The 18,374-nt window shown below is 71.0% G+C and carries 19 protein-coding genes; 9 read left to right on the forward strand and 10 right to left on the reverse strand.

Annotated elements, in window-relative coordinates; translation table 11 throughout:
- Positions 1–208: 208 nt before the first annotated feature.
- Positions 209–1,345 carry a metallophosphoesterase gene (locus ABH941_RS00570; RefSeq protein WP_370127054.1) on the forward strand — a complete coding sequence of 379 codons (1,137 nt, stop codon included), beginning with the start codon at positions 209–211 and terminating at the stop codon, positions 1,343–1,345.
- On the opposite strand, the gene ABH941_RS00575 is transcribed toward ABH941_RS00570, so the two are convergent.
- From ABH941_RS00575 to ABH941_RS00605, 7 genes are read right to left on the reverse strand one after another with little or no spacing between them, the layout of a single operon-like run.
- Positions 1,326–2,063 carry a 4-carboxy-4-hydroxy-2-oxoadipate aldolase/oxaloacetate decarboxylase gene (locus ABH941_RS00575; protein ID WP_370126498.1) on the reverse strand — a complete coding sequence of 246 codons (738 nt, stop codon included), beginning with the start codon at positions 2,061–2,063 and terminating at the stop codon, positions 1,326–1,328. The genes ABH941_RS00570 and ABH941_RS00575 overlap by 20 nt on opposite strands.
- Entirely contained in the window at positions 2,045–3,244 is a 1,200-nt protein-coding gene (locus tag ABH941_RS00580; protein WP_370126499.1) for an aspartate transaminase, read from the reverse strand. The genes ABH941_RS00575 and ABH941_RS00580 overlap by 19 nt, the downstream gene beginning before the upstream one ends.
- Before the next feature lies 1 nt (position 3,245).
- Positions 3,246–3,995, reverse strand: coding sequence for an SDR family oxidoreductase (locus ABH941_RS00585; RefSeq protein ID WP_370126500.1), 750 nt, complete (start codon positions 3,993–3,995; stop codon positions 3,246–3,248).
- A gap of 51 nt (positions 3,996–4,046) precedes the next feature.
- Positions 4,047–5,357, reverse strand: coding sequence for an MFS transporter (locus ABH941_RS00590; protein WP_370126501.1), 1,311 nt, complete (start codon positions 5,355–5,357; stop codon positions 4,047–4,049).
- Between the two features lie 19 nt (positions 5,358–5,376).
- Positions 5,377–6,390, reverse strand: a complete 1,014-nt coding sequence (locus ABH941_RS00595; RefSeq protein ID WP_370126502.1) for a biotin-dependent carboxyltransferase family protein — start codon at positions 6,388–6,390, stop codon at positions 5,377–5,379.
- Positions 6,383–7,108, reverse strand: a complete 726-nt coding sequence (locus ABH941_RS00600) for an allophanate hydrolase subunit 1 (RefSeq protein ID WP_370126503.1) — start codon at positions 7,106–7,108, stop codon at positions 6,383–6,385. Before ABH941_RS00600 ends, ABH941_RS00595 begins: the two co-directional genes overlap by 8 nt.
- Position 7,109: 1 nt before the next feature.
- Positions 7,110–7,892, reverse strand: a complete 783-nt coding sequence (locus ABH941_RS00605; RefSeq protein ID WP_370126504.1) for a LamB/YcsF family protein — start codon at positions 7,890–7,892, stop codon at positions 7,110–7,112.
- A 229-nt stretch (positions 7,893–8,121) separates the two neighbouring features.
- Here ABH941_RS00605 and nac point away from each other — a divergent pair, with 229 nt between their 5' ends.
- The 8 genes from nac to ABH941_RS00645 all read left to right on the forward strand — a co-directional run bounded on the left by nac (position 8,122) and on the right by ABH941_RS00645 (position 15,371).
- Positions 8,122–9,039 (forward strand): nitrogen assimilation transcriptional regulator NAC, encoded by a 918-nt coding sequence (gene nac, locus ABH941_RS00610; protein WP_370126505.1) that lies wholly within the window; start codon positions 8,122–8,124, stop codon positions 9,037–9,039.
- Positions 9,040–9,135: 96 nt separating this feature from the next.
- Positions 9,136–10,125, forward strand: a complete 990-nt coding sequence (locus tag ABH941_RS00615) for a 2-hydroxyacid dehydrogenase (protein ID WP_370126506.1) — start codon at positions 9,136–9,138, stop codon at positions 10,123–10,125.
- Positions 10,122–10,904 carry an SDR family oxidoreductase gene (locus tag ABH941_RS00620; protein ID WP_370126507.1) on the forward strand — a complete coding sequence of 261 codons (783 nt, stop codon included), beginning with the start codon at positions 10,122–10,124 and terminating at the stop codon, positions 10,902–10,904. Before ABH941_RS00615 ends, ABH941_RS00620 begins: the two co-directional genes overlap by 4 nt.
- A 26-nt stretch (positions 10,905–10,930) precedes the next feature.
- Entirely contained in the window at positions 10,931–11,968 is a 1,038-nt protein-coding gene (locus tag ABH941_RS00625) for an L-idonate 5-dehydrogenase (protein ID WP_370126508.1), read from the forward strand.
- Between the two features lie 106 nt (positions 11,969–12,074).
- Positions 12,075–13,379, forward strand: coding sequence for a helix-turn-helix domain-containing protein (locus ABH941_RS00630; RefSeq protein WP_370126509.1), 1,305 nt, complete (start codon positions 12,075–12,077; stop codon positions 13,377–13,379).
- Positions 13,380–13,643: 264 nt separating this feature from the next.
- Positions 13,644–14,192 (forward strand): DUF4232 domain-containing protein, encoded by a 549-nt coding sequence (locus ABH941_RS00635; RefSeq protein ID WP_370126510.1) that lies wholly within the window; start codon positions 13,644–13,646, stop codon positions 14,190–14,192.
- Between the two features lie 84 nt (positions 14,193–14,276).
- A complete protein-coding gene (locus ABH941_RS00640) occupies positions 14,277–14,612 on the forward strand; it encodes a hypothetical protein (protein WP_370126511.1) in 336 nt (111 codons plus the stop codon).
- 51 nt (positions 14,613–14,663) lie between these two features.
- Positions 14,664–15,371, forward strand: a complete 708-nt coding sequence (locus tag ABH941_RS00645) for a DUF4232 domain-containing protein (RefSeq protein WP_370126512.1) — start codon at positions 14,664–14,666, stop codon at positions 15,369–15,371.
- A gap of 17 nt (positions 15,372–15,388) precedes the next feature.
- Here the strand turns inward: ABH941_RS00645 and ABH941_RS00650 are convergent, their stop codons facing one another.
- The 3 genes from ABH941_RS00650 to ABH941_RS00660 form a co-directional block, all read right to left on the reverse strand.
- The gene (locus ABH941_RS00650) at positions 15,389–16,603 is read right to left on the reverse strand and encodes a cytochrome P450 (protein WP_370126513.1); all 1,215 of its coding nucleotides are present in this window, start codon (positions 16,601–16,603) and stop codon (positions 15,389–15,391) included.
- Positions 16,600–17,232, reverse strand: a complete 633-nt coding sequence (locus tag ABH941_RS00655) for a TetR/AcrR family transcriptional regulator (protein WP_370126514.1) — start codon at positions 17,230–17,232, stop codon at positions 16,600–16,602. The genes ABH941_RS00650 and ABH941_RS00655 overlap by 4 nt, the downstream gene beginning before the upstream one ends.
- Positions 17,233–17,609: 377 nt before the next feature.
- Positions 17,610–18,368: an SDR family NAD(P)-dependent oxidoreductase gene (locus ABH941_RS00660; protein WP_370126515.1), complete on the reverse strand. Its 759-nt coding sequence runs from the start codon at positions 18,366–18,368 to the stop codon at positions 17,610–17,612.
- Between the last annotated feature and the right edge of the window lie 6 nt (positions 18,369–18,374).

Below are 18,374 nucleotides of genomic sequence, written 5' to 3' on the forward strand. Positions count from 1 at the left end.
GCGCCGCATGCCGGATGATTGGGATCAGCAGGGCAGCGGATGTGAGGGGCAGGCAGTGACAGACAACGAATCCCACTGGTCGGAGCCGGGCGCACGGACGGCCCACGTCGCAGGACCGGACACCGTCGTGCTCGGACCCTCGGCCGAGGCCGACATTTCGGTTGATGCCGGGGCGTCGGCGGCGGACGGCGGGGGCGGCGCTGGGAGCCTGCGGCGGTGGCTGGGCGGGTTCGTGGTCCTGGGCGTGCTCGTGCTCCTGTTCTTCCTGCCCTGGTGGACGCTGTTCTCCTCCGGCACCGACTGGCCGTTCCCGGTGGTCCTGGTCGGTACGGTCCTCACCGCAGCTGCCCTGCTGGGCTTCCCGGTGCTGATGGTCAGGGGGCACGGGCGCCGGCGGCAGGACCGGGCGGCGCGGGTCGCCGACACCACGCTCGGGGTGGTCTGGGTGCTGTTCGCCTGGTCCGCGCTCGGCGGCCTGCTGCGGCTGGTGCTGTTCGCGCTCGGCGTCGGTGACCCGGCCCGGTCCAGGATCGTGGCCGTCGCGGTCGCGGTGGTCGCCGTCGGACTGCTGGTCTGGGGGTACCGCGAGGCCATGCGGCTGCCCCGGATCAAGCGGCTGGACGTCACCGTCCCGCGGCTCGGACCCGGCCTGGACGGGACGCGGGTCGTGGTGCTGGCCGACACCCACTACGGACCGATCGACCGGGCCGGATGGTCGGCGCGGGTGGCCGAGGCGGTCAACGAACTGGACGCCGACGTGGTCTGCCACGCCGGCGACATCGCCGACGGCACCCTGGACCAGCGCCGGGGGCAGGCCGCGCCGCTCGGGACGATGCGGTCACGGCTCGCCAAGGTGTACGTCACCGGGAACCACGAGTACTTCGGCGAGGCCCAGGGCTGGCTCGACCACATGGCGGAGCTGGGGTGGGAGCCGCTGCACAACCGTCATGTGGTGGTCGAGCGGGGCGGCGACAGCCTCGTGCTCGCCGGTGTGGACGACGTGACTGCGGCCTCCTCCGGGCTGGCCGGGCACCGCGCCAACCTGGTCGGCGCGCTGGCGGGGGCGGACCCGGAGCTGCCGGTCCTGCTCGTCGCCCACCAGCCCAAGTACGTCGGACAGGCCGCGAGCGCCGGGATCGACCTGCAGATTTCCGGGCACACCCACGGCGGGCAGATCTGGCCGTTCAACTTCCTGGTCCGGATCGACCAGCCGGTGGTGCACGGCCTGAGCCGGCACGGCGAGCGGACCCAGCTCTACACCAGCCGGGGCACCGGCTTCTGGGGCCCTCCCTTCCGGATCTTCGCGCCCAGCGAGATCACCCTGCTCACCCTTCGGGCGGCGTAGCGTCGTCGACGACCAGGCCCTTCGCCCTGAGCACGGACGCGAGGTTGCTGACCTCGATGACGCTCCGTCCGGCGCGGTAGGCGGCGATGTAGGCGGCCTCGGCGTCGACGCGTTCCTGGGACTTGCGGACGGCTTCGCCCAGGTCCTCGCGCCGCACCACCACGATCCCGTCGGCGTCACCGCGCACCACGTCACCTGGGCGGACGATCTCGCCGCCGATCAGGACGGGTTCCGCCATCGGGCCGATGGTCTCCTTGACCGTGCCCTTGATCGAGACGCTCAGCGAGAAGACCGGGAAACCGAGTTCGCGAAGCTCCTGGGTGTCGCGGACGCCGGTGTCGGTGATCAGGCCGCCGAGGCCCTTGGCCACACAGGCGTTGGCGAGCACGTCGCCGAACGATCCGGCCTCGGCGAACTCGCCGGCGGACACCACGATGACATCGCCCGGACTGGCGTAGGCGATGGCGACCTGCAGCATGATGTTGTCGCGGGGGGCGCAGCACACGGTGAAGGCCGGCCCGCACAGCGACATCGTGTGGTCGACCGGCTTGATCTTCGAGCTCAGGGCGCCGAGCCGGCCCTGAGCTTCGTGGACGGTGGCGGAGGAGTACTCGCTCAGTCGGCTGACCAGTTCGGGGTCGGGGCGGTCGAACGTGGTGGTGACGCGCAGCATGGCGGGCCGGCTCTCTTTCAGCAGGATCAGGACAGTTCGGCGCACGCGCGGGCGATGCGCTCGCAGGACTCGGTCAGGACGGCGCTCGACGTCGCGAAGGAGATGCGGAAGTAGCCCGGTGCTCCGTAGGCCGCGCCGTGGATCACCGCGACCCGCTGTGACTCCAGCAGGTGCCGGGCGAACTCCTGGTCGTCGCTGATCAGTTGGCCTGCGGCGGTCCGTTTGCCGAGCAGCCCGGCGCAGCCCACCAGCAGGTAGAAGCCACCGCTCGGCGCGGTGCAGGTCAGACCGGGGATGTCGGTCAGCAGCTTCACCGTCCGGTCCCGCCGGGCCCGGTAGACGTCGACGCAGTCGCGGATGAAACCCTGGTCGCCGGTGAGCGCGGCGGTGGCGGCCGCCTGGCTGATCGACGAGGGGCACGAGGAGATCTGCGACTGCAACGTGTTGACCGCGCCGACCAGTTCGGCCGGTCCCGCGCCGTAGCCGATGCGCCAGCCGGTCATGGCGTAGGTCTTGGAGACGCCGTTGGTGAGGAACACCCGGTCGGCCAGGCGCGGTTCCACTGCGACGATGGTCGGCGGCAGCCCCGGCTCGTACCAGATCTCGTCGTAGATCTCGTCGGTCAGCACCTGGACGCGCGGGTGGGCGAGCAACACGTCGGCGAGCGCCCGGAGTTCGTGGGTGCTGTAGGCGGCACCGGTGGGGTTGTTGGGGGCGTTGAGGACGACCCAGCGGGTCGCGTCGGTGATCGCGGACTCCAACCGCTGTGGCGTGAGCTTGAATCCGTCGGCCTCGGGACAGGGGACCACAACGGGTGTGCCGTCGTTGGCGAGCACCATGTCCGGGTAGGACACCCAGTAGGGAGCGGGGATGACCACCTCGTCGCCCGCGTTGAGGGTGGCGGTCAGCGCGAGGTAGATGATCTGCTTCGCTCCGCCGCCCACGGTGATCCGGTCGGTGGGGTAGTGCAGTCCGTGCCGTCGGGCGAGTTTGTCGGCGATGGCGGCCCGCAGCTGGGGGGTGCCGTTGACGGGCGTGTACTTGGTCTCGCCGCGCCCGATGGCCTCGATCGCGGCGGCCTTGACGTGGTCGGGGGTGTCGAAGTCGGGCTCGCCCACGGTGAGGTCGAGGATCTCGTGGCCCTGTTCCTTGAGTGCGCGGACGCGTTGGGCGGCGGCCGTGCTGGGCGACGGTTTGATGCGGTTGACCCGCTGTGCCAGCTCCATCTCAGTCGGCCCTCCGCTCGAAGTTGAGGCCGCCGGGCACCTGGAAGGTCGGCATGATCTCCAGGTGCCCGATGTTCACATGGCGCGGCGAGCCGATGGCGTACTCGATCGCGTCGGCGATGTCCTCCGGCTTGAGCGACTCGTAGCCGTCGTAGTAGAGGCGTTGGGCCTCCTTCATGTCACCGAGCAGCCGGCCGAAGATCTCGGTCTCCACCCGGCCGGGGCAGATCTCGGTGACCCGGATCCTGCGTCCGTACCCGTCGACGCGGAGCTGGCGGGAGAGGGTGTGCACGGCCGCCTTGGTGGCGTGGTAGATGGTGTTGCCGCCGAAGTTGTAGACGGCGGCGATCGAGCTGATGTTGACGATGTGTCCGAGATCGCGCTCGACCATCCCCGGCATGACCAGGCGCACCAGATGCAGCACCGCCTGGACGTTGACCGCGACCTGCTCGTCGATGGCGAACTCGTCGGCGGTGAGGATGTTCCCGGAACGGGAGACCCCGGCGTTGTTGACGAGGACGTCGACGCCGCCCTCGATGCCCCGCACCAGCTCGGTCAGTGCGGCGGTGTCGGTGATGTCGACGGCGTGCGGTGTGCAGCCGGTGCGCCGGGCCAGGTCGTCGAGCCGGTCCGCGTCGCGGGCCACGGCGTGGACGTCGAGTCCCTGCTTCGCCAGGCGTTCGACGACCACCGCTCCGATCCCGGTCGATGCACCGGTGACGAGCGCGGTCTTGTAGTCGGAGAAGGGCATACGGGTTGCTCCTAGGTGGGACCGTCGGTTGTGCGGCGTCGGCGTCGTGGGTTACTCGTCGCGCAGCGGCAGGTGCGCCCTGTCCTTCACCCGGGACACCGCGAGCAGCGTGCCGAGCGCGGTGACGACCGCGTAGAAGGCGGGCATGTTGACGTTGCCGGTCCGGTGGATGAGATAGGTCATCAGCAGCGGTGCGGTGCCGCCGAACAGGGCGGCGGAGACGTTGTAGCCGAGCCCGTAGGCGGAGTAGCGCACCCGGGTCGGGAAGAGCTCGACCAGCAGGATGTGGATGACCCCGGTGTGGCCGGCGAAGATGACGGCCATGACGCACGCGCCCAGGATGGCGAGCGGCACACTGCCGGTCCCGATCAGCAGGTAACAGGGGACTCCGGCGATCGCCATGGCGACGGCGGCGCCCATCAGGACCTTCTTGCGCCCGACCCGGTCGGACAGCCGGCCCATGTAGGGGATGGCGATGGAGATGGCCACCAGGCTGGTCGCGGTGACGAGCAGGCCCTGCACCTTGCTGAAGTGGAGTTCGCTGCTCATGAAGGTCGGCATGTAGCTGAACAGGACGTAGTAGCCGGAGCCGTTCATCAGCGGGATGAACAGGGCCAGCAGCATCGCCCGGCGGTGCTCGGCGGAGGAGAACGCCTCCTTCAGCGGGTTCCGCGACAGCCCGCCGTTCTCCTGCAGCCGGGTGAAGTTCGGCGTGTCACTGATGCGCTTGCGGATGTAGATGCCGGTGATGCCGAGCGGGATGGCCAGCAGGAACGGGATCCGCCAGCCGTAGGACTCCATCCGGTGCGCGCCGAGGCCGCTGGTCAGCGCGGCGGCGATCAGCGTTCCGGTGAGCAGGGAGAGGAAGGAGGCGATCTGGGCGTAGCTGGTGTAGAGGCCGCGCTTGCCCTCGGGCGCGTGCTCGGCGAGGAAGCTCATCGCACCGGACGCCTCGCCGCCGACCGAGAAGCCCTGCATCACCCGGAGCAGGATGAGCAGGGCCGGAGCGGCGATGCCGATGCTCGCGTACGTCGGCAGCAGGCCGATCGCCGCCGTCGCGACGCTGATCAGCAGGATGACGAAGACCAGCATGCGCTGCCGGCCGATGCGGTCGCCGAGGTGGCCGCAGATGACGCCGCCGAACGGGCGGAAGAAGAAGGAGACGGCGTAACCGAGGAAGACCAGCTGGACGGCGTTGTGCGAGTGCGGGAAGAAGACGGCGCCCAGGGTGCCGGCCATGAAGCCGAAGATGCCGTTGTCGTAGAGCTCGGCGAAGATGCCGACGCAGCCGGCGAGGGTGACTCTGCGGGCGGTTCTCGGATCGACGGTGCTGGGCGTCAGTTGTGCGGCCACAGTGGCCATGGCTGTCTCCTTCACTCGCTTACGGGGACTGTGGGACGGGACCGGGGACGGGGAGGGGGTTGAAGGGGATGCGGAGGACGTCGAAGACCGCGCGTACCCGAGCCCGCAGCGCCTCGATGTCGGCGCGCTCCGACCGGTAGGCGGCCACCGCCTCGGCGACGGTCCGGCGGCGGAAGCGGACGGACTGGCCGGGCCGGGTCTGTCCCAGGGCGGACAGGCCGGTCGAGGTGACCACGGCGAGCACCGGGTAGCCGGCGGTGACGCCCCGGCCGCGGTGCAGCACGAGCAGTTCGTCGCCGGCCGGCACCTCGACCGCTCCCACCGGCACCCCCCGGGAGAGCAGCTCGCCGGTCGCCACCCGGCGGGGCACGTCGCCGTGCATCCGCAGCCCGATGTGGTTGCTCCGAGGGGAGACGGTGAACTCCGACCGGAACAGCCGCTCCGCCGAGTCCCCGAACTCCGCCAGGTCGGGGCCGTCGGTGACGTCGATCGTCCACGAGGCGCCGAAGCGGGGTACGGGTGCGTGCAGCTGGAACAGCGGGATGCGGAACACCGGGTGGTCGATCGGCGGGCACGGCGTACGCACCGCCAGTTCGTCGCCGTCGCGCAGCGGGCGTCCGAACCCGAGGACGGTGTCGGGGGCGCAACTCCCCAGCAGGAAGGGCGTCTCCACCGAGCCGTGCACGGCGAGGTAGACGCGCAGGCCGAGCCGGACGGCGGTGATGCGGATCGTCTGGCCGGCCCGGACCAGGACGGGCTCCCAGCGCGGTCGCGGCACATCGCCGACGGTGAGGTCGGCGGGGGCGCCGGTCACCGCGACCAGCACATCGGTCGAGGGCGTGCAGCTGAAGTCGAGTGCGGTGATCTCCAGCAGCGGAGCGCTCTCGTGGTTGCCGGTCAGGACGTTGGCGACGCGGGCGGAGTACTGGTCGAGCGCGCCGTTGACCGGCAGGCCGTAGCGGGAGCGGCCGAGCCGCCCGAGGTCCTGGACGGCGGTGAGTCCGGCACGGTGGACGGTGAGGGTGTCAGCCATGGGCCACCGCCTCATCGGCCGCCAGCATCATGCCGTCGTACGCGTCCCACTGCTCCGGGGCGATCGCGACGAACCGGAAGGTGTCGCCGGGCCGGTACGCGGTCAGCGGCTCGGCGTCGAGGTCCAGGACGCGCAGCGGGGTGCGTCCCAGCAGCGGCCATCCGCCCGGGGAACGCATCGGGCAGATCACGGCCTGCCGCCCCGCCACCGCAATCGACCCGGGCGGGACGCTGACGCGCGGCGAGGCCAGCCTCGGCACCGGCTTGGGGAACGCGGGGCCGTCCATCATCGGGGCCCCCGCCGGTGCGCCGAGGCAGCGCACCGTCAGGTCCTGGGCGGTATGCAGCGCCATGACTTCCCATGCGCTCAGTCCCAACTGCCCGGCCACCACCGGCAGGTCCGGGCCGTGCTCGCCGCCGTACACGACCGGGACCGTGAAGCGCCTGGGCGCGGACCGGGGCGCCGGGCTCCCGGCGAGCCGCTCGGCCGCGCCCTGAAGCGCACGGTGGACGGTGGCGTGGTCGGTGCCGGAGCAGTCGAACTCGACGAGCAGCGAGTCGTAGCTGGGGACAATGCCGTGGACGCCGTCGAGCCGGGCCGCCTCGATCGCGTCGGCCAGGGCGTGCACGACCCGCCATGCCTGCTCGGTATCGGCGCTCACGGTTCTGACCACCACGGCCGAGTCGCCGCAGTCCGTGACGATGATGTTCCCGCCCATGTCAGGCACCCCTTCCGTCCAGCACCTCGCTCAGCGGGGCGATCTCGACGTCCGCCGCCAGCAGTTCCTTGCGGATGCGGTGCGCGAGCGGGACGGCGCCGGGGGTGTCGCCGTGCAGCAGGACGGTGTCGCAGACGACCGGGATGTCACGGCCGCCGGCGCTGCGGATCACCCCTTCGGTCACCATGCGGACGGTCCGCTCGGCGATCTCCCGCTCGTCCTGGATGACCGCGCCGGCTTCGCCCCTCGGCACCAGCGTGCCGTCGTCGCGGTAGGCCCGATCGGCGATGCCCACGATGCCGAGCCGCAGTCCACCGGCGCGGGCGGCGTCGGCGAGCTCGCCGTCCTGGGCCAGGACGATCAGCGACCGGTCGAGGGAGGCGATCGCGTCGACCACCGCGTGTGCGTAGTCCCGCCTGGTCGCGACCAGGTTGCCGAGGCGGCCGTGCGGCGCCACGTGCCGGACCCGGGTGCCGTGCGCGGCGGCGAACGCCTGCAGCGCGCCGACCTGGTAGAGCACATCGGTACGGACCTCGTCCGGGGACAGGTCCATCGCCCGGCGGCCGAATCCGACGAGGTCGGGAAAGCTGGGGTGCGCGCCGACGGCGACACCGCGCTCGACGCAGTGCCGCACCGTGGCGTCCATGATCCGCGGGTCGCCCGCGTGGAAGCCGCAGGCGATGTTGGCCGAGGTGAGCACATCCAGCAGCGCCTCGTCGTCGCCCATGGTGTACGCACCGAACCCCTCGCCGAGGTCGGCCACGAGATCGACCCTGTGTGTCATGTCGTCCTCCGCTCAAGAGATTCGATCCGAATTCGGAAAACAGTCCGTAACACGCTTAACGCGGGTGTTACGATTTCCTCGGCGGGCAGGTATTCCGCGTTTCGGCGAACCTAATGCCGGGGGACCGGCACATCAAATACCTGTTGCGTGTGACGTGATAGGACCCGGATATGACCCGGCGCCGCGCCCGACCCGTAGGATGAGCCTCCGGCCAGGCTGGAGGTCGCCGATGGACACCAGGCGTCTGTACTCGTTCGTGAAGATCGTCGACGCCGGCAGCATCACGCGCGCCGCCGACATCCTGCATATCGCGCAGCCCGCGCTGAGCCAGCAGGTCTCGCTGCTGGAGAGCCAGTTCAAGCAGCAGCTGCTGATCCGGAGCAAGCGCGGAGTGGCGCCGACCGAGGCCGGGCGAGCCCTCTACCGGCACGCCCAGCTGATCCTGCGTCAGCTCGAACACGCCCAGGCGGCCGTCGACGTGTCCGGACGGGCGCCCGCCGGGAGCGTCTCGGTCGGCCTCGCCCCGTACAGCACCGGCGCCGCTCTGGCCCTGCCGCTGCTGCGGGCCGTGCGCGAGCGCTACCCCGACATCCTGCTGCACATCAACGAGAACTTCGGCGGTGTGATCAGCGAGGCGATCATGACCGGCCGGATGGACATGGCGTTCATCTACGACGCGGGCCCGATCCGCGGCGTCCAGTTCGAGCCCATGCGCACCGAGGACCTGTACCTGGTCGCCGCACCGGGAGCCGCTCCGGACTCCAGCGGCGGCGAGGTGTCCATCGAGGAACTGGCCGGGGTGGGACTGCTGCTGCCGAGCCGCATCCACACCATCCGTCAGGTCGTCGACGCCGCCTTCCGGCAGGCCTCGCTGGAACCGAGGGTGGTCGGCGAGATCGAGTCGGTGCTGACGCTGGTGAGCGCCGTCAGCGCCGACCTGGGGGCCACCGTGCTGCCGTGGTCGGCGGCCCAGGCCATCCTCGACGTGCGGAAACTGGTGGTGCGGCGGATCGTCAACCCCGCGATCGAAGTCAAGCTCTCCCTCTGCACCTCCGACCACCAGCCGCTCTCCGAACCCGCCCACGCCGTACACGATATTTTCCACGGGCTGATCCTCGATTTCGGAAAGAATTCCGGCGGCCGATGACGCCACACCGAACGCCTATTGGTCGACCGGACCGGGCGCCGGATAGCGTTCACGCCACCAGAGCCAAAAAGCCATAAGGCATTACGGGAGCGGTGGATGACGAAGCGTGTGCTGATTACTCGCGGGCGGCTCCCGGGCGGTGGACTGACCCGCCTGGCGTCCGGCGCCGAGGTCGTCTGCCGACCGGGCCAGGGCCGGCCCGAACCGGCCGAACTGGCCGGATTCGCGGCACGTGCGGGCGGCGCGAGCGCCATCCTCGCCCTGGGCAACGACCGGATCGACGCCGAACTGCTGGACGCGGCCGGTCCCGCACTGAGGGTGGTCAGCCTGGCCAGCATGGGGTTCGACGGCGTGGACCAGCAGGCCGCCGCCGAGCGCGGCGTCGTGGTCACCCACACCCCCGGGGTACTGGCCGAGACCACCGCCGATCTGACGTTCACTCTGATCCTGGCTGCCCGCCGCCGGATCGGAGCAGCGCGCGACTCGCTGCACGCCGGGGCATGGGACCTGTTCCGGATGGAGGACTACCTCGGTCTGGACGTGCACGGCGCCACCCTCGGCCTGGTGGGCTACGGGCAGATCGGCCGGGCCGTGGCCCGGCGGGCCGCCGGATTCGGCATGCGGGTGCTGCACCACGACCCGTCCGGGCCGCCCGGCGGCGAACTGTCCACCGCCGTGGCCCTGCCGCAGCTGCTCGCCCAGTCCGACGTCGTCTCGCTGCACGTCCCGCTCACCGACGCCACCCGCCACCTGATCGGCGCGGCCGAACTACGGGCCATGAAGCCGACCGCGACGCTGGTCAACACCTCCCGGGGCGGGGTGGTGGACGAGGCCGCGCTGCTGCGCGCACTCGACGACGGCACCATCCACTCGGCCGGCCTGGACGTCTACGAACGCGAGCCGCGCGGCGCGGACGTCGCCGATCTGACCGGTCGGCCGGGCCTGTTCGCGCTGCCGCACATCGGCTCGGCCACCGAGACCACCCGCGCCGCGATGGTGGACCTCGCGGTGGACAACGTCCTGGACGTCCTCAGCGGCCGACCGGCCCGCACCCCGCTGCCCGGCACCACGGCGGTACCGGCGTGAGCGGCAGCCCGCTGTTCGACATCGCCGGACGCATCGCGCTGGTCACCGGCTCCAGCCGGGGCATCGGCCGGGCACTGGCCCAGGGACTGCTGGAGGCCGGCTGCACGGTCGTCCTCAACGGCCGCGACACCACCGCCCTCGACCGGACCCGCGAGGAACTGGAGGCGAGCGCCGAGCGCTTCGCCGGCAGGGTGCTCGCGCGGGCCTTCGACGTGACCGACTCCGCAGCCGTGGCCGCGGGCGTCGCCGCGATCGAGGACGAGGCCGGTCCGATCGACATCCTGGTCAACAACACCGGGACGCAGCACCGCGCACCGCTGACCGACTTCACCGACGACGACTGGCACCGGCTGATCGGCACCAACCTCACCAGCGCCTTCTTCATGGGCCGGGAGGTCGCCCGGCGGATGGTTCCGCGCGGCCACGGAAAGATCATCAACATCTGCTCCGTGCAGAGCGAGACGGTACGACCCGGCATCGCCCCCTACGCCGCCACCAAGGGCGGGCTGAAGCTGCTCACCCAAGGCATGTGCGCGGACCTCGGACCCTCGGGCATCCAGGTCAACGGCCTCGGTCCGGGCTACTTCGAGACCGAGCTGACCGAGGCGCTGGTCGCGGACGAGGAGTTCAGCGCGTGGGTGCGCAGGCGCACGCCCGCCGGCCGCTGGGGCAGGGTCTCCGATCTGGTCGGCGCGCTGATCTTCCTGTCGGCGCCCGCGTCCGACTTCGTCAACGGACAGGTGCTGTACGTCGACGGCGGAATGCTGTCCGTCCTGTGAGGTGTGAGATCGGCGAAGGAGTCCGGATGCGTGCGTGCGTCGTCCACAAGGCGGGTGATCTCCGGGTCGAGGAGTGGGACCCCGGTCTTCCCGGTCCCGGGCAGGTTGTCGTGGCTGCCGCCTTGGGCGGCATCTGCGGCTCCGACCTGCACTACTACCATCGCGGCTCGGTGGGTGACTTCCAGGTGCGCGAGCCGTTGGTGCTCGGACACGAGGTGGTCGGCCGGATCAGCGCGCTCGGCCCCGGTGTGGCGGGCCCGGCTGTCGGTGCCCCGGTGGCGATCCATCCCGCCACCCCGTGCGGCGCCTGCCCGGAGTGCGTGCGCGGCGAGCGGAACGTCTGCGGGCAGGCGCGCTATCTGGGCAGCGCCGCACGGATGCCCCACGTCCAGGGCGGTTTCGCCCAGCGGCTGGTCGTCCCCGCCGATCAGGTACGGGCCCTGCCTCCCGGTCTCGACCTGCGCCGGGCCGTACTCGCTGAGCCGCTGGCCGTCGCCCTGCACGCCGTGCGCCGCGCAGGGGAGGTGGCAGGCCGACGGGTGCTGGTCACCGGCGCCGGGCCGATCGGCTCCCTGGTGGTCGCCGCCCTGCGCCACGCGGGCGCGGCCGAGGTGATCGTCAGCGATCTGCTGGACGCTCCGCTGGCCGTGGCCAGGCAGGTCGGGGCCACGGCCACCGTCCTGGCGGATCAGCCCGACTCGGTCGCAGGTCAGGCCTGGCCGGACGACTTCGATGTCGCCGTCGAGGCATCCGGTTCCGGGGCCGGCCTCGGCACCTGCCTGCAGCGGGTGCGCCGCGGTGGCACCGTCGTCCTGCTCGGACTGCTCCCGCCGGGCGAGACCGGCTTCATGGGCAATCTGGTGGTCACCCGGGAGATCACCATGCGCGGCGCGTTCCGCTTCGACCGGGAGTTCGACGACGCGCTCTCACTCCTGGCCTCGGGCCTGGACGTCGGCCCGGTCATCAGCCACACCTTCCCGCTGAGTCGGGCGGTCGAGGCGTTCGATCTGGCCGGTGACCGCACCCGGGCGTCGAAGGTCCTGCTGGATCTGGAAGCGAAATGACCGGCTCGCCTGGAACTGGATCCGTGTGTTCCGGCGTCCCGTGCCACGGGAGCGCCTGCCATGAGCGCGACCGTGTACGTCGGCTCGGGGATGTCAGGGAGTGCCAGTGGCCACGCGAGTGGAGGAGTTCGCAGCGCTGCTGCGTGAGCTGAAGGACCGATCGGGCCGTAGCTACGGGACGCTCGGCGCCCGGCTCCATGTGAGCACCTCCACGCTGCACCGGTACTGCAGCGGCAGTTCGGTGCCGCAGGACTACGCACCCGTCGAGCGCCTGGCCCGGGCCTGCGGAGCCACCTCCGAGGAACTCGTCGAACTGCATCGGCGCTGGATCCTGGCCGACGCGGAACGCTCCCAGAGCAAGGACAGCGGCGCCGAACCCGAGCCCCGCGCACCTGGGCCCCCGGCGACGGAATACCCGCTGACCGTGGAGCTGAGCCAGGCGGATGACCGGTCGCCCAAGCTGCCCGGGGCGGGCGCGCGCAGGTGGCCGGTGCGACGTAACGGAGTGGTGCTCGCCTCGGCCGTGCTCGCGGTGATCGGCATCGCCGGGGCCACGGTCCCGATGATGCTGCGGACCGGAAACCCCACCCCGCTCGTCGCGGACACTTCCGCGTCCGCGTCCGCGTCCGCCAAGGCCACCGCGTCCGCCTCACCCAGTGCCGCCGGTAGTCGGACCGCTTCCCCCTCGAAGCCGGCGTCCGCGTCCGCGTCTGCGTCGGCCTCCGCGTCGGCCTCCGTCACGAGCGCCGCGGCCGCGACTTCCCAGGCGTCCTCGGGCGGTCTGCCCTTCGCGGTGAACGTCCTCGACGACAACTGGAACAATCCCTGCGACTGGTACTACCTGGCCAAGCAGCCGCCCGGCTCCCTGCGGGTCCCCGCCCAGAACGAGGCGCCGCAGACCTGGGCCACCGCCGTCGGCGCCGTGCGCGCCGGGCACCTGCGCTTCGAACTGACCGTCCAGGGCACCACCGACCAGGCCGTGGTGCTGCACTCCCTCAAGGTGCACGTCGTCAACAGAGCTGCAGCGCCCACGTCCTGGACCGTCTACAACACCGGGGACGGCTGTGGTGGCGGCCTCCAGCCCGCGTACTACGGCATCAACCTCGACTCCGCGGCGCCGCAGGCCACGCCGGTCAGCGGTGCTCAGGCCGACGGCACCAAGATCCTCGCCACTTCCTTCCCCTACCAGGTCTCCTCCACGGACCCGCAGGTGATCGACATCGACGCGGCCGTCTCCACCCACGACGTCAGCTGGTACCTGGACCTGGTCTGGAGCAGCGGCACCCAGCAGGGCACGTACCGCATCGACTTCCACGGCCGGCCCTTCCGCACGGTCGGGACCCGGAACGCGGCGCGCTACATCTGGCACCTCGGCAGCCCGACGTGGTCCCCGGACACCAGCGGCCAGTGAGCGAGCCCCGCACGACGGCGGGCTGATTTCATGGTCACTTACTTGTCATGCATATGGCACAGACTGCTTTCCCGTCCCGCCTGAGCGTTCCAGGGACAGTATGTTCCAGCAGGTCAAGGCCGGTTTGACCGTTCCAGTGTCCCTGATGGTCCGGTGGCCGTAGCGGCTGGGACAGGTGGTGGCACAAGCTCAGGTCATCGAAGCCGTGCCGCCCCGGAGAGCGGCGGTACGGATCTCATCACCCACCCGGACAGGGAGTCAGTCATGTCTCTTGCCCTTACCCGCCGTCGTGCGGGGCTGCTCGCCGTGACCGCCGCCGCCACGGCCCTCACGCTCGGTGCGGGCGTGGCCCAGAGCGCGCAGGCGCTGCCCAGGGCCGCGACCTCGCGCGGCAGCGTCGCGTGCACCGGCGCCAACACCAAGGTCACGGCGCAGCAGGTCTCGCGCCCGATCAACCACCTGCTGCTGACGGTGCGGAACACCGGGCGGAAGGTCTGCTACCTGTACGGCTACCCGGCGGTTCAGGTCCCGGGGGCGCAGGCGGTGCCGCCGGTGGTCGGCGAGTCGCGGCCGCAGGCGGTCGTCACGCTCAAGCCGGGGCAGTCGGGCTACGCGGGGGTGCTGCTGTCCAGCGCCGACGGCAGCGGGGGGCACGGCGAGACGGTGAAGTCCTTCCGCGTGTGGTTCCAGAACCGCGCCCTGGCGTTCACCGGGTCGAGCGCCACCGTGCATCTGCGCAAGGGCGTCTACGCCGACGAGTCGCTCCGGGTGACCTACTGGGAGACCAGCCCCAGCACCGCCCTGACCTGGTAGCACCCGCCCAGCCCGGGCCGAAGCACCGCTCGTGGGACGAGAGAGGATGGGCCCAACGTGCCCGGTACGCGCAGAACCGCCGTCATGGGACAGCCCGACCCGGCCGCTCCGGCTCACGAGCACTTCGAGGTCCGGTGGCAGACCGCCCCCGGCGGGGCGCCCCGCAAGGTCGCCCTGCTGGCCCGCGAGGTCCTGGGCGTACTGCTCGGGCTTCGGCCGCACAGCGAGATCCGTCCGGACGGGATCGTCATCCGCAGGCGCGGCGGCCCGGTGATCGCGGGCTTCACCTACTGCGGCGACCCGGAACTGGCGCGACGGCACTCCGCTCTGGTCGAGCGGCAGCTGTCGGGCTGCACCGTCGGCGAGTTCCTCGCCTTCATCCGCAACGAAGCGTGCCGTGCCGCGAGGCCGACGCGATGAAGGCCACCCCTGCTGGACACCACCAACGAACAGTCGAAAAAAGGAAATCGGATGAATCGTCATCTGCGTATCACTGTCCTGGTCAGCGCCGCGCTCAGCGCGGGTCTGTTCATGACGGCATGTCAGGGGACCGGCAATCCGGTCGCACAGGGCGGGGGGTCGTCTGCCAAGGCCGGCAGCGCGGACCCCAAGGGCTCGGCCGGCGGCAGCAGTTCTTCGCCGTCTACGTCGTCGCCCTCGTCTTCGTCCTCCTCGTCCTCCTCGACCTCCTCGGGCGGCGGGTCCGCGACGAGCGGGGGCGGGGGCTCGACGACGAGCAGCAGCGGTGCCGGCGACAAGACCGGCTACGGGCAGGGCTGCGGCGCCAACGACATCTCCTGGAGCACCAGGACGGAGACGCAGGCCGGCGGCTACATCCTGGTCATCGCCAAGGCGAAGCCCGGTATCACCTGCGTTCTGCCGGGAGGCCTGCCGACCGTGGCCTTCGGCTCGGACGGTACGCAGGCGAAGAACGCGGAGCAGGTCGCGGGTGACCCGATCACGCTGCGCGCGGGGGTCACCGCCTATGCCGGTGTGAAGCCCAAGACCACCAAGGGCAACGCCGGCAAGCAGCTGAGCGAGATCATCCTCAGCATCGGCAACAGCGACCCGAACCCGGTCTCCCTGAAGGTCGGCACGATCGTCGTCGACCAGCCGATCGTCACCGACTGGCACACCTCCGCCTCGCAGGCTGTCCCGTTCGGGGGAACCGACCAGTGACGAGAGGTGATGTGGTGTCAACTGAACTGAACAGGAAGGTACTTGATGCCGTTGATGAAGTCGGAGCGCATCCGGCGGGGCTCCCCCGTCAGCTCGACGTGCGGATGACGGCGCAGCAACTCCCGGGTGAGTGACTTGATCTGGGCGCGGGCGAGGCCCGCTCCCAGGCAGTAGTGCGGTCCGCCGCCGCCGAAGGTGAGGTGCTCGTTGGGGGTGCGGCGGATGTCGAAGACGTCGGGAGCGTTGAAGACCTCCTCGTCGCGGTTGGCCGAGGTGTAGTAGAGGACGGCCTTCTGTCCGGCTTTGACCGGTACTCCGCGGATATCGGTGTCGCGGGTGGCGGTGCGCCGGAAGTTGTGGATCGAGCCGTTCCAGCGGAGGAACTCCTCGGTGGCGGTGGTCCACAGGGCGTCGTCGTCGATGCCGGCGACGAGTTCGGCGCGGGCGGCGGGGTGGTGGATCAGGCTGAGCAGGGTGCCGGCGAGCAGGTTGCGGGTGGTCTCGTTGCCCGCGACGCACAGCGTCACGAAGAACATGTCGATCTCGTGCGTGGTCATCCGCTCCCCGTCCACCTCCGCGTGCACCAGCGCGCTGATGATGTCGTCGCGCGGTTCCTTGAGGCGGTCGGCGGCCAGGGCGTCGCAGTAGGCGTAGATCTCTACTGCCGCGTTCTGGCCGTCCTCCTCGCTGGTGCGGAAGTCCGGGTCCTGGAAGCCGACCATGCGGTTGCTCCAGGCGAAGATGCGGTCCTCGTCGGCGGCTTGGACGCCGACCATCTCGCAGATGATCTGCAGCGGCAGACGGGCCGCGATCTCCTCGACGAACTCGACCCGTCCGCCCTTTGCGGCGACGGAATCGGCGAGCAGGGCAGCCCGCCGCTCGATGTCCCGGGTGAGTTTGCGGATCATCCGCGGTGCGAAGGCGGTGCTCACCAGTTGCCGCATCCGGGTGTGCCTGGGCGGATCCATGCCGACCAGGGTCAGCGCCAGGCTCTCCAGCGCCTCCGGCGTCTGGTCGCGGATGAAGAACGAGCCCGTCTCGACGGACCAGAGCTCCGGACTGCGGCTCGCGGCGATGATGTCCTCGTGCCGCGTGACCGCGAAGAAGCCCTGGTGGCCGGGGATTTCGTGCCAGTGCACCGGGTCCTCGCGACGGAGTCGGGCGAACTGGTCGTGCGGTATCTCGCGGGCCCAGGTGTCTTCGAGCAGGTTGATGCCGGTGGTGGCGGTCATGGCGATTGCGTCTCTCCCCTCGGGTCGGGTGGGTCGTCGAGCCGGAGCAGGGTGCGCAGGGCGCCGACGACGATCTCGTCGGGAACGCTCGCGGGGTCGAGCCGGTGCTGCAGGGCGCAGCCCAGCAGCACGCCCAGAACCAGGGCCCCGGTCTCTGCGGGCGGGTACGGCAGCGGGCGGCCGACCGTCCGCGCCCAGTCGGCCAGTCCCTCGCCGAGCTGGGCGCGGGTCGCGGCGTAGCGCTGGGCGAGGTCGTCGCCGCCCGGCCCGCCGCGGGCGCCGTTCAGCCAGAGCTCCAGCTCCAGGAGCAGCCAGGCGTCCCCGCGGTCGGCCACGGGCCGGACGATGCTGCCCCACATCGCGCCGAAGTGTTCCGCGGGGTCGGCCCGTCCGGCCAGCCGCATTGACAACTCCTCGGCGGTGCGCTCCTTCCAGACCTCCAGCAGGGCCAGCAGCAGCCCTTCCTTGCCGCCGAAGTGGCTGTAGAGCGCGCCGGTCGTCCGCCCCGCCGCGTCGGCCACCGCCTCGGCCGAGACAGCGTGGAACCCCTTGCGGGCGAAGAGCTCGGCGGCGGCGTCGATCAGCCGCGCCCTGGTCTCTGACTTGCGCTGCTGCTGACTGCGGGCCATGGGCGGCATCCCCGGGTCGAGCGATTTATATCGGGTTCCCGATATAAATCCAGAGTCCCGCACACCTGATGCTCCGTCAATATATGTGGGAGGTCCGAACTACCCGGGGAGTGGGCGGTCGTTGACGACGTCCTTCATGACGAGGGTGGAGGTGAGGCGGTAGTCGGGGAGCGGCACCGGGCTCAGCTCCTGGGAGTTCTGCGAACGCGCCCTTCAGGAGGCACACGTCGCCCTCACCCCGGGCAGGGACTTCGGCGAGCACACGGCGGAGACGCACGTCCGCCTCTCGTACGCGGCGTCGACGGACGACCTCCGCGAAGGGCTCACCCGGCTCGGGAAGTTCACGGCCGGTCTCGGCTGAACCCGCGGCGCTGCCGTCAGATGCTCATTCCGCCGTCCACGCGGAGGGTGCTGCCGGTGACGAAGCGGGAGTCGTCGCAGGCGAGGTAGAGCACCGATGCGGCGATCTCCTCCGGGGAGGCGTGCCGGCGCAGCGGGATCATCTGGTCGAACACTGAGGCGGCCGCTGCCGGGGGCAGGCCGGTCGCGGCGGTTTCGATCGCGGCCTGGAACGGGGTGTCGGTGGGGCCGGGGTGGATGGTGTTGACCCGGATGCTGCGGGCGGCGGCCTCCTTGGCGGCGGTCCGGGCCAGGCCGACCTGGGCGTGCTTGGCCGTGGCGTAGCCGGCGATTCCCGGATCCGAGGTGAGGCCGACGACACTGGAGTTGATGATGACGCTGCCGCCGTCGGCCAGCACCGGCAGCGTGTGCTTGAGCACCAGGAACGCGCCCAGCACGTGCACGTCGAGCACGCGACGGAACGCCTCGGTCGGATACTCGGTGATCGGCGCGATCGGGCCGCTGACACCGGCGTTGCTGAACACCACGTCCAGGGTGCCGAATTGGTCGAGCGCGGCGCGCACGGCGGCTCGGACGGCGGCCTCGTCGGTGACGTCGGCGACCGAGCACCCCGCCTGCTCCGGGCCGAGCTCGGCCACGGCGCGGCGCAGCCGTTCCCCGTCCAGGCCGACCAGGTGGACCAGCGCGCCCTCGGCGGTGAACCGCCGGGCGGTGGCCATTCCGATGCCGCTCTCGCCGCCGGTGATCAGCGCCACCTTGCCCTTGAGCCGGTCCATCGGGGC

The organism is Streptacidiphilus sp. EB103A (genome assembly GCF_041261405.1).
Classification (GTDB): domain Bacteria; phylum Actinomycetota; class Actinomycetes; order Streptomycetales; family Streptomycetaceae; genus Streptacidiphilus.

Excerpts from the sequence above, each read along its gene's own strand:
- ABH941_RS00645 (WP_370126512.1), top strand. The coding sequence starts at position 14,664 with ATGAATCGTCATCTGCGTATCACTGTCCTGGTCAGCGCCGCGCTCAGC.
- ABH941_RS00600 (WP_370126503.1), bottom strand. The coding sequence starts at position 7,108 with ATGGGCGGGAACATCATCGTCACGGACTGCGGCGACTCGGCCGTGGTG.
- ABH941_RS00595 (WP_370126502.1), bottom strand. The coding sequence starts at position 6,390 with ATGGCTGACACCCTCACCGTCCACCGTGCCGGACTCACCGCCGTCCAG.
- ABH941_RS00655 (WP_370126514.1), bottom strand. The coding sequence starts at position 17,232 with ATGGCCCGCAGTCAGCAGCAGCGCAAGTCAGAGACCAGGGCGCGGCTG.
- ABH941_RS00625 (WP_370126508.1), top strand. The coding sequence starts at position 10,931 with ATGCGTGCGTGCGTCGTCCACAAGGCGGGTGATCTCCGGGTCGAGGAG.
- ABH941_RS00660 (WP_370126515.1), bottom strand. The coding sequence starts at position 18,368 with ATGGACCGGCTCAAGGGCAAGGTGGCGCTGATCACCGGCGGCGAGAGC.
- ABH941_RS00615 (WP_370126506.1), top strand. The coding sequence starts at position 9,136 with ATGACGAAGCGTGTGCTGATTACTCGCGGGCGGCTCCCGGGCGGTGGA.
- ABH941_RS00650 (WP_370126513.1), bottom strand. The coding sequence starts at position 16,603 with ATGACCGCCACCACCGGCATCAACCTGCTCGAAGACACCTGGGCCCGC.
- ABH941_RS00640 (WP_370126511.1), top strand. The coding sequence starts at position 14,277 with ATGGGACAGCCCGACCCGGCCGCTCCGGCTCACGAGCACTTCGAGGTC.
- nac (WP_370126505.1), top strand. The coding sequence starts at position 8,122 with ATGGACACCAGGCGTCTGTACTCGTTCGTGAAGATCGTCGACGCCGGC.
- ABH941_RS00580 (WP_370126499.1), bottom strand. The coding sequence starts at position 3,244 with ATGGAGCTGGCACAGCGGGTCAACCGCATCAAACCGTCGCCCAGCACG.
- ABH941_RS00605 (WP_370126504.1), bottom strand. The coding sequence starts at position 7,892 with ATGACACACAGGGTCGATCTCGTGGCCGACCTCGGCGAGGGGTTCGGT.
- ABH941_RS00590 (WP_370126501.1), bottom strand. The coding sequence starts at position 5,357 with ATGGCCACTGTGGCCGCACAACTGACGCCCAGCACCGTCGATCCGAGA.
- ABH941_RS00585 (WP_370126500.1), bottom strand. The coding sequence starts at position 3,995 with ATGCCCTTCTCCGACTACAAGACCGCGCTCGTCACCGGTGCATCGACC.
- ABH941_RS00635 (WP_370126510.1), top strand. The coding sequence starts at position 13,644 with ATGTCTCTTGCCCTTACCCGCCGTCGTGCGGGGCTGCTCGCCGTGACC.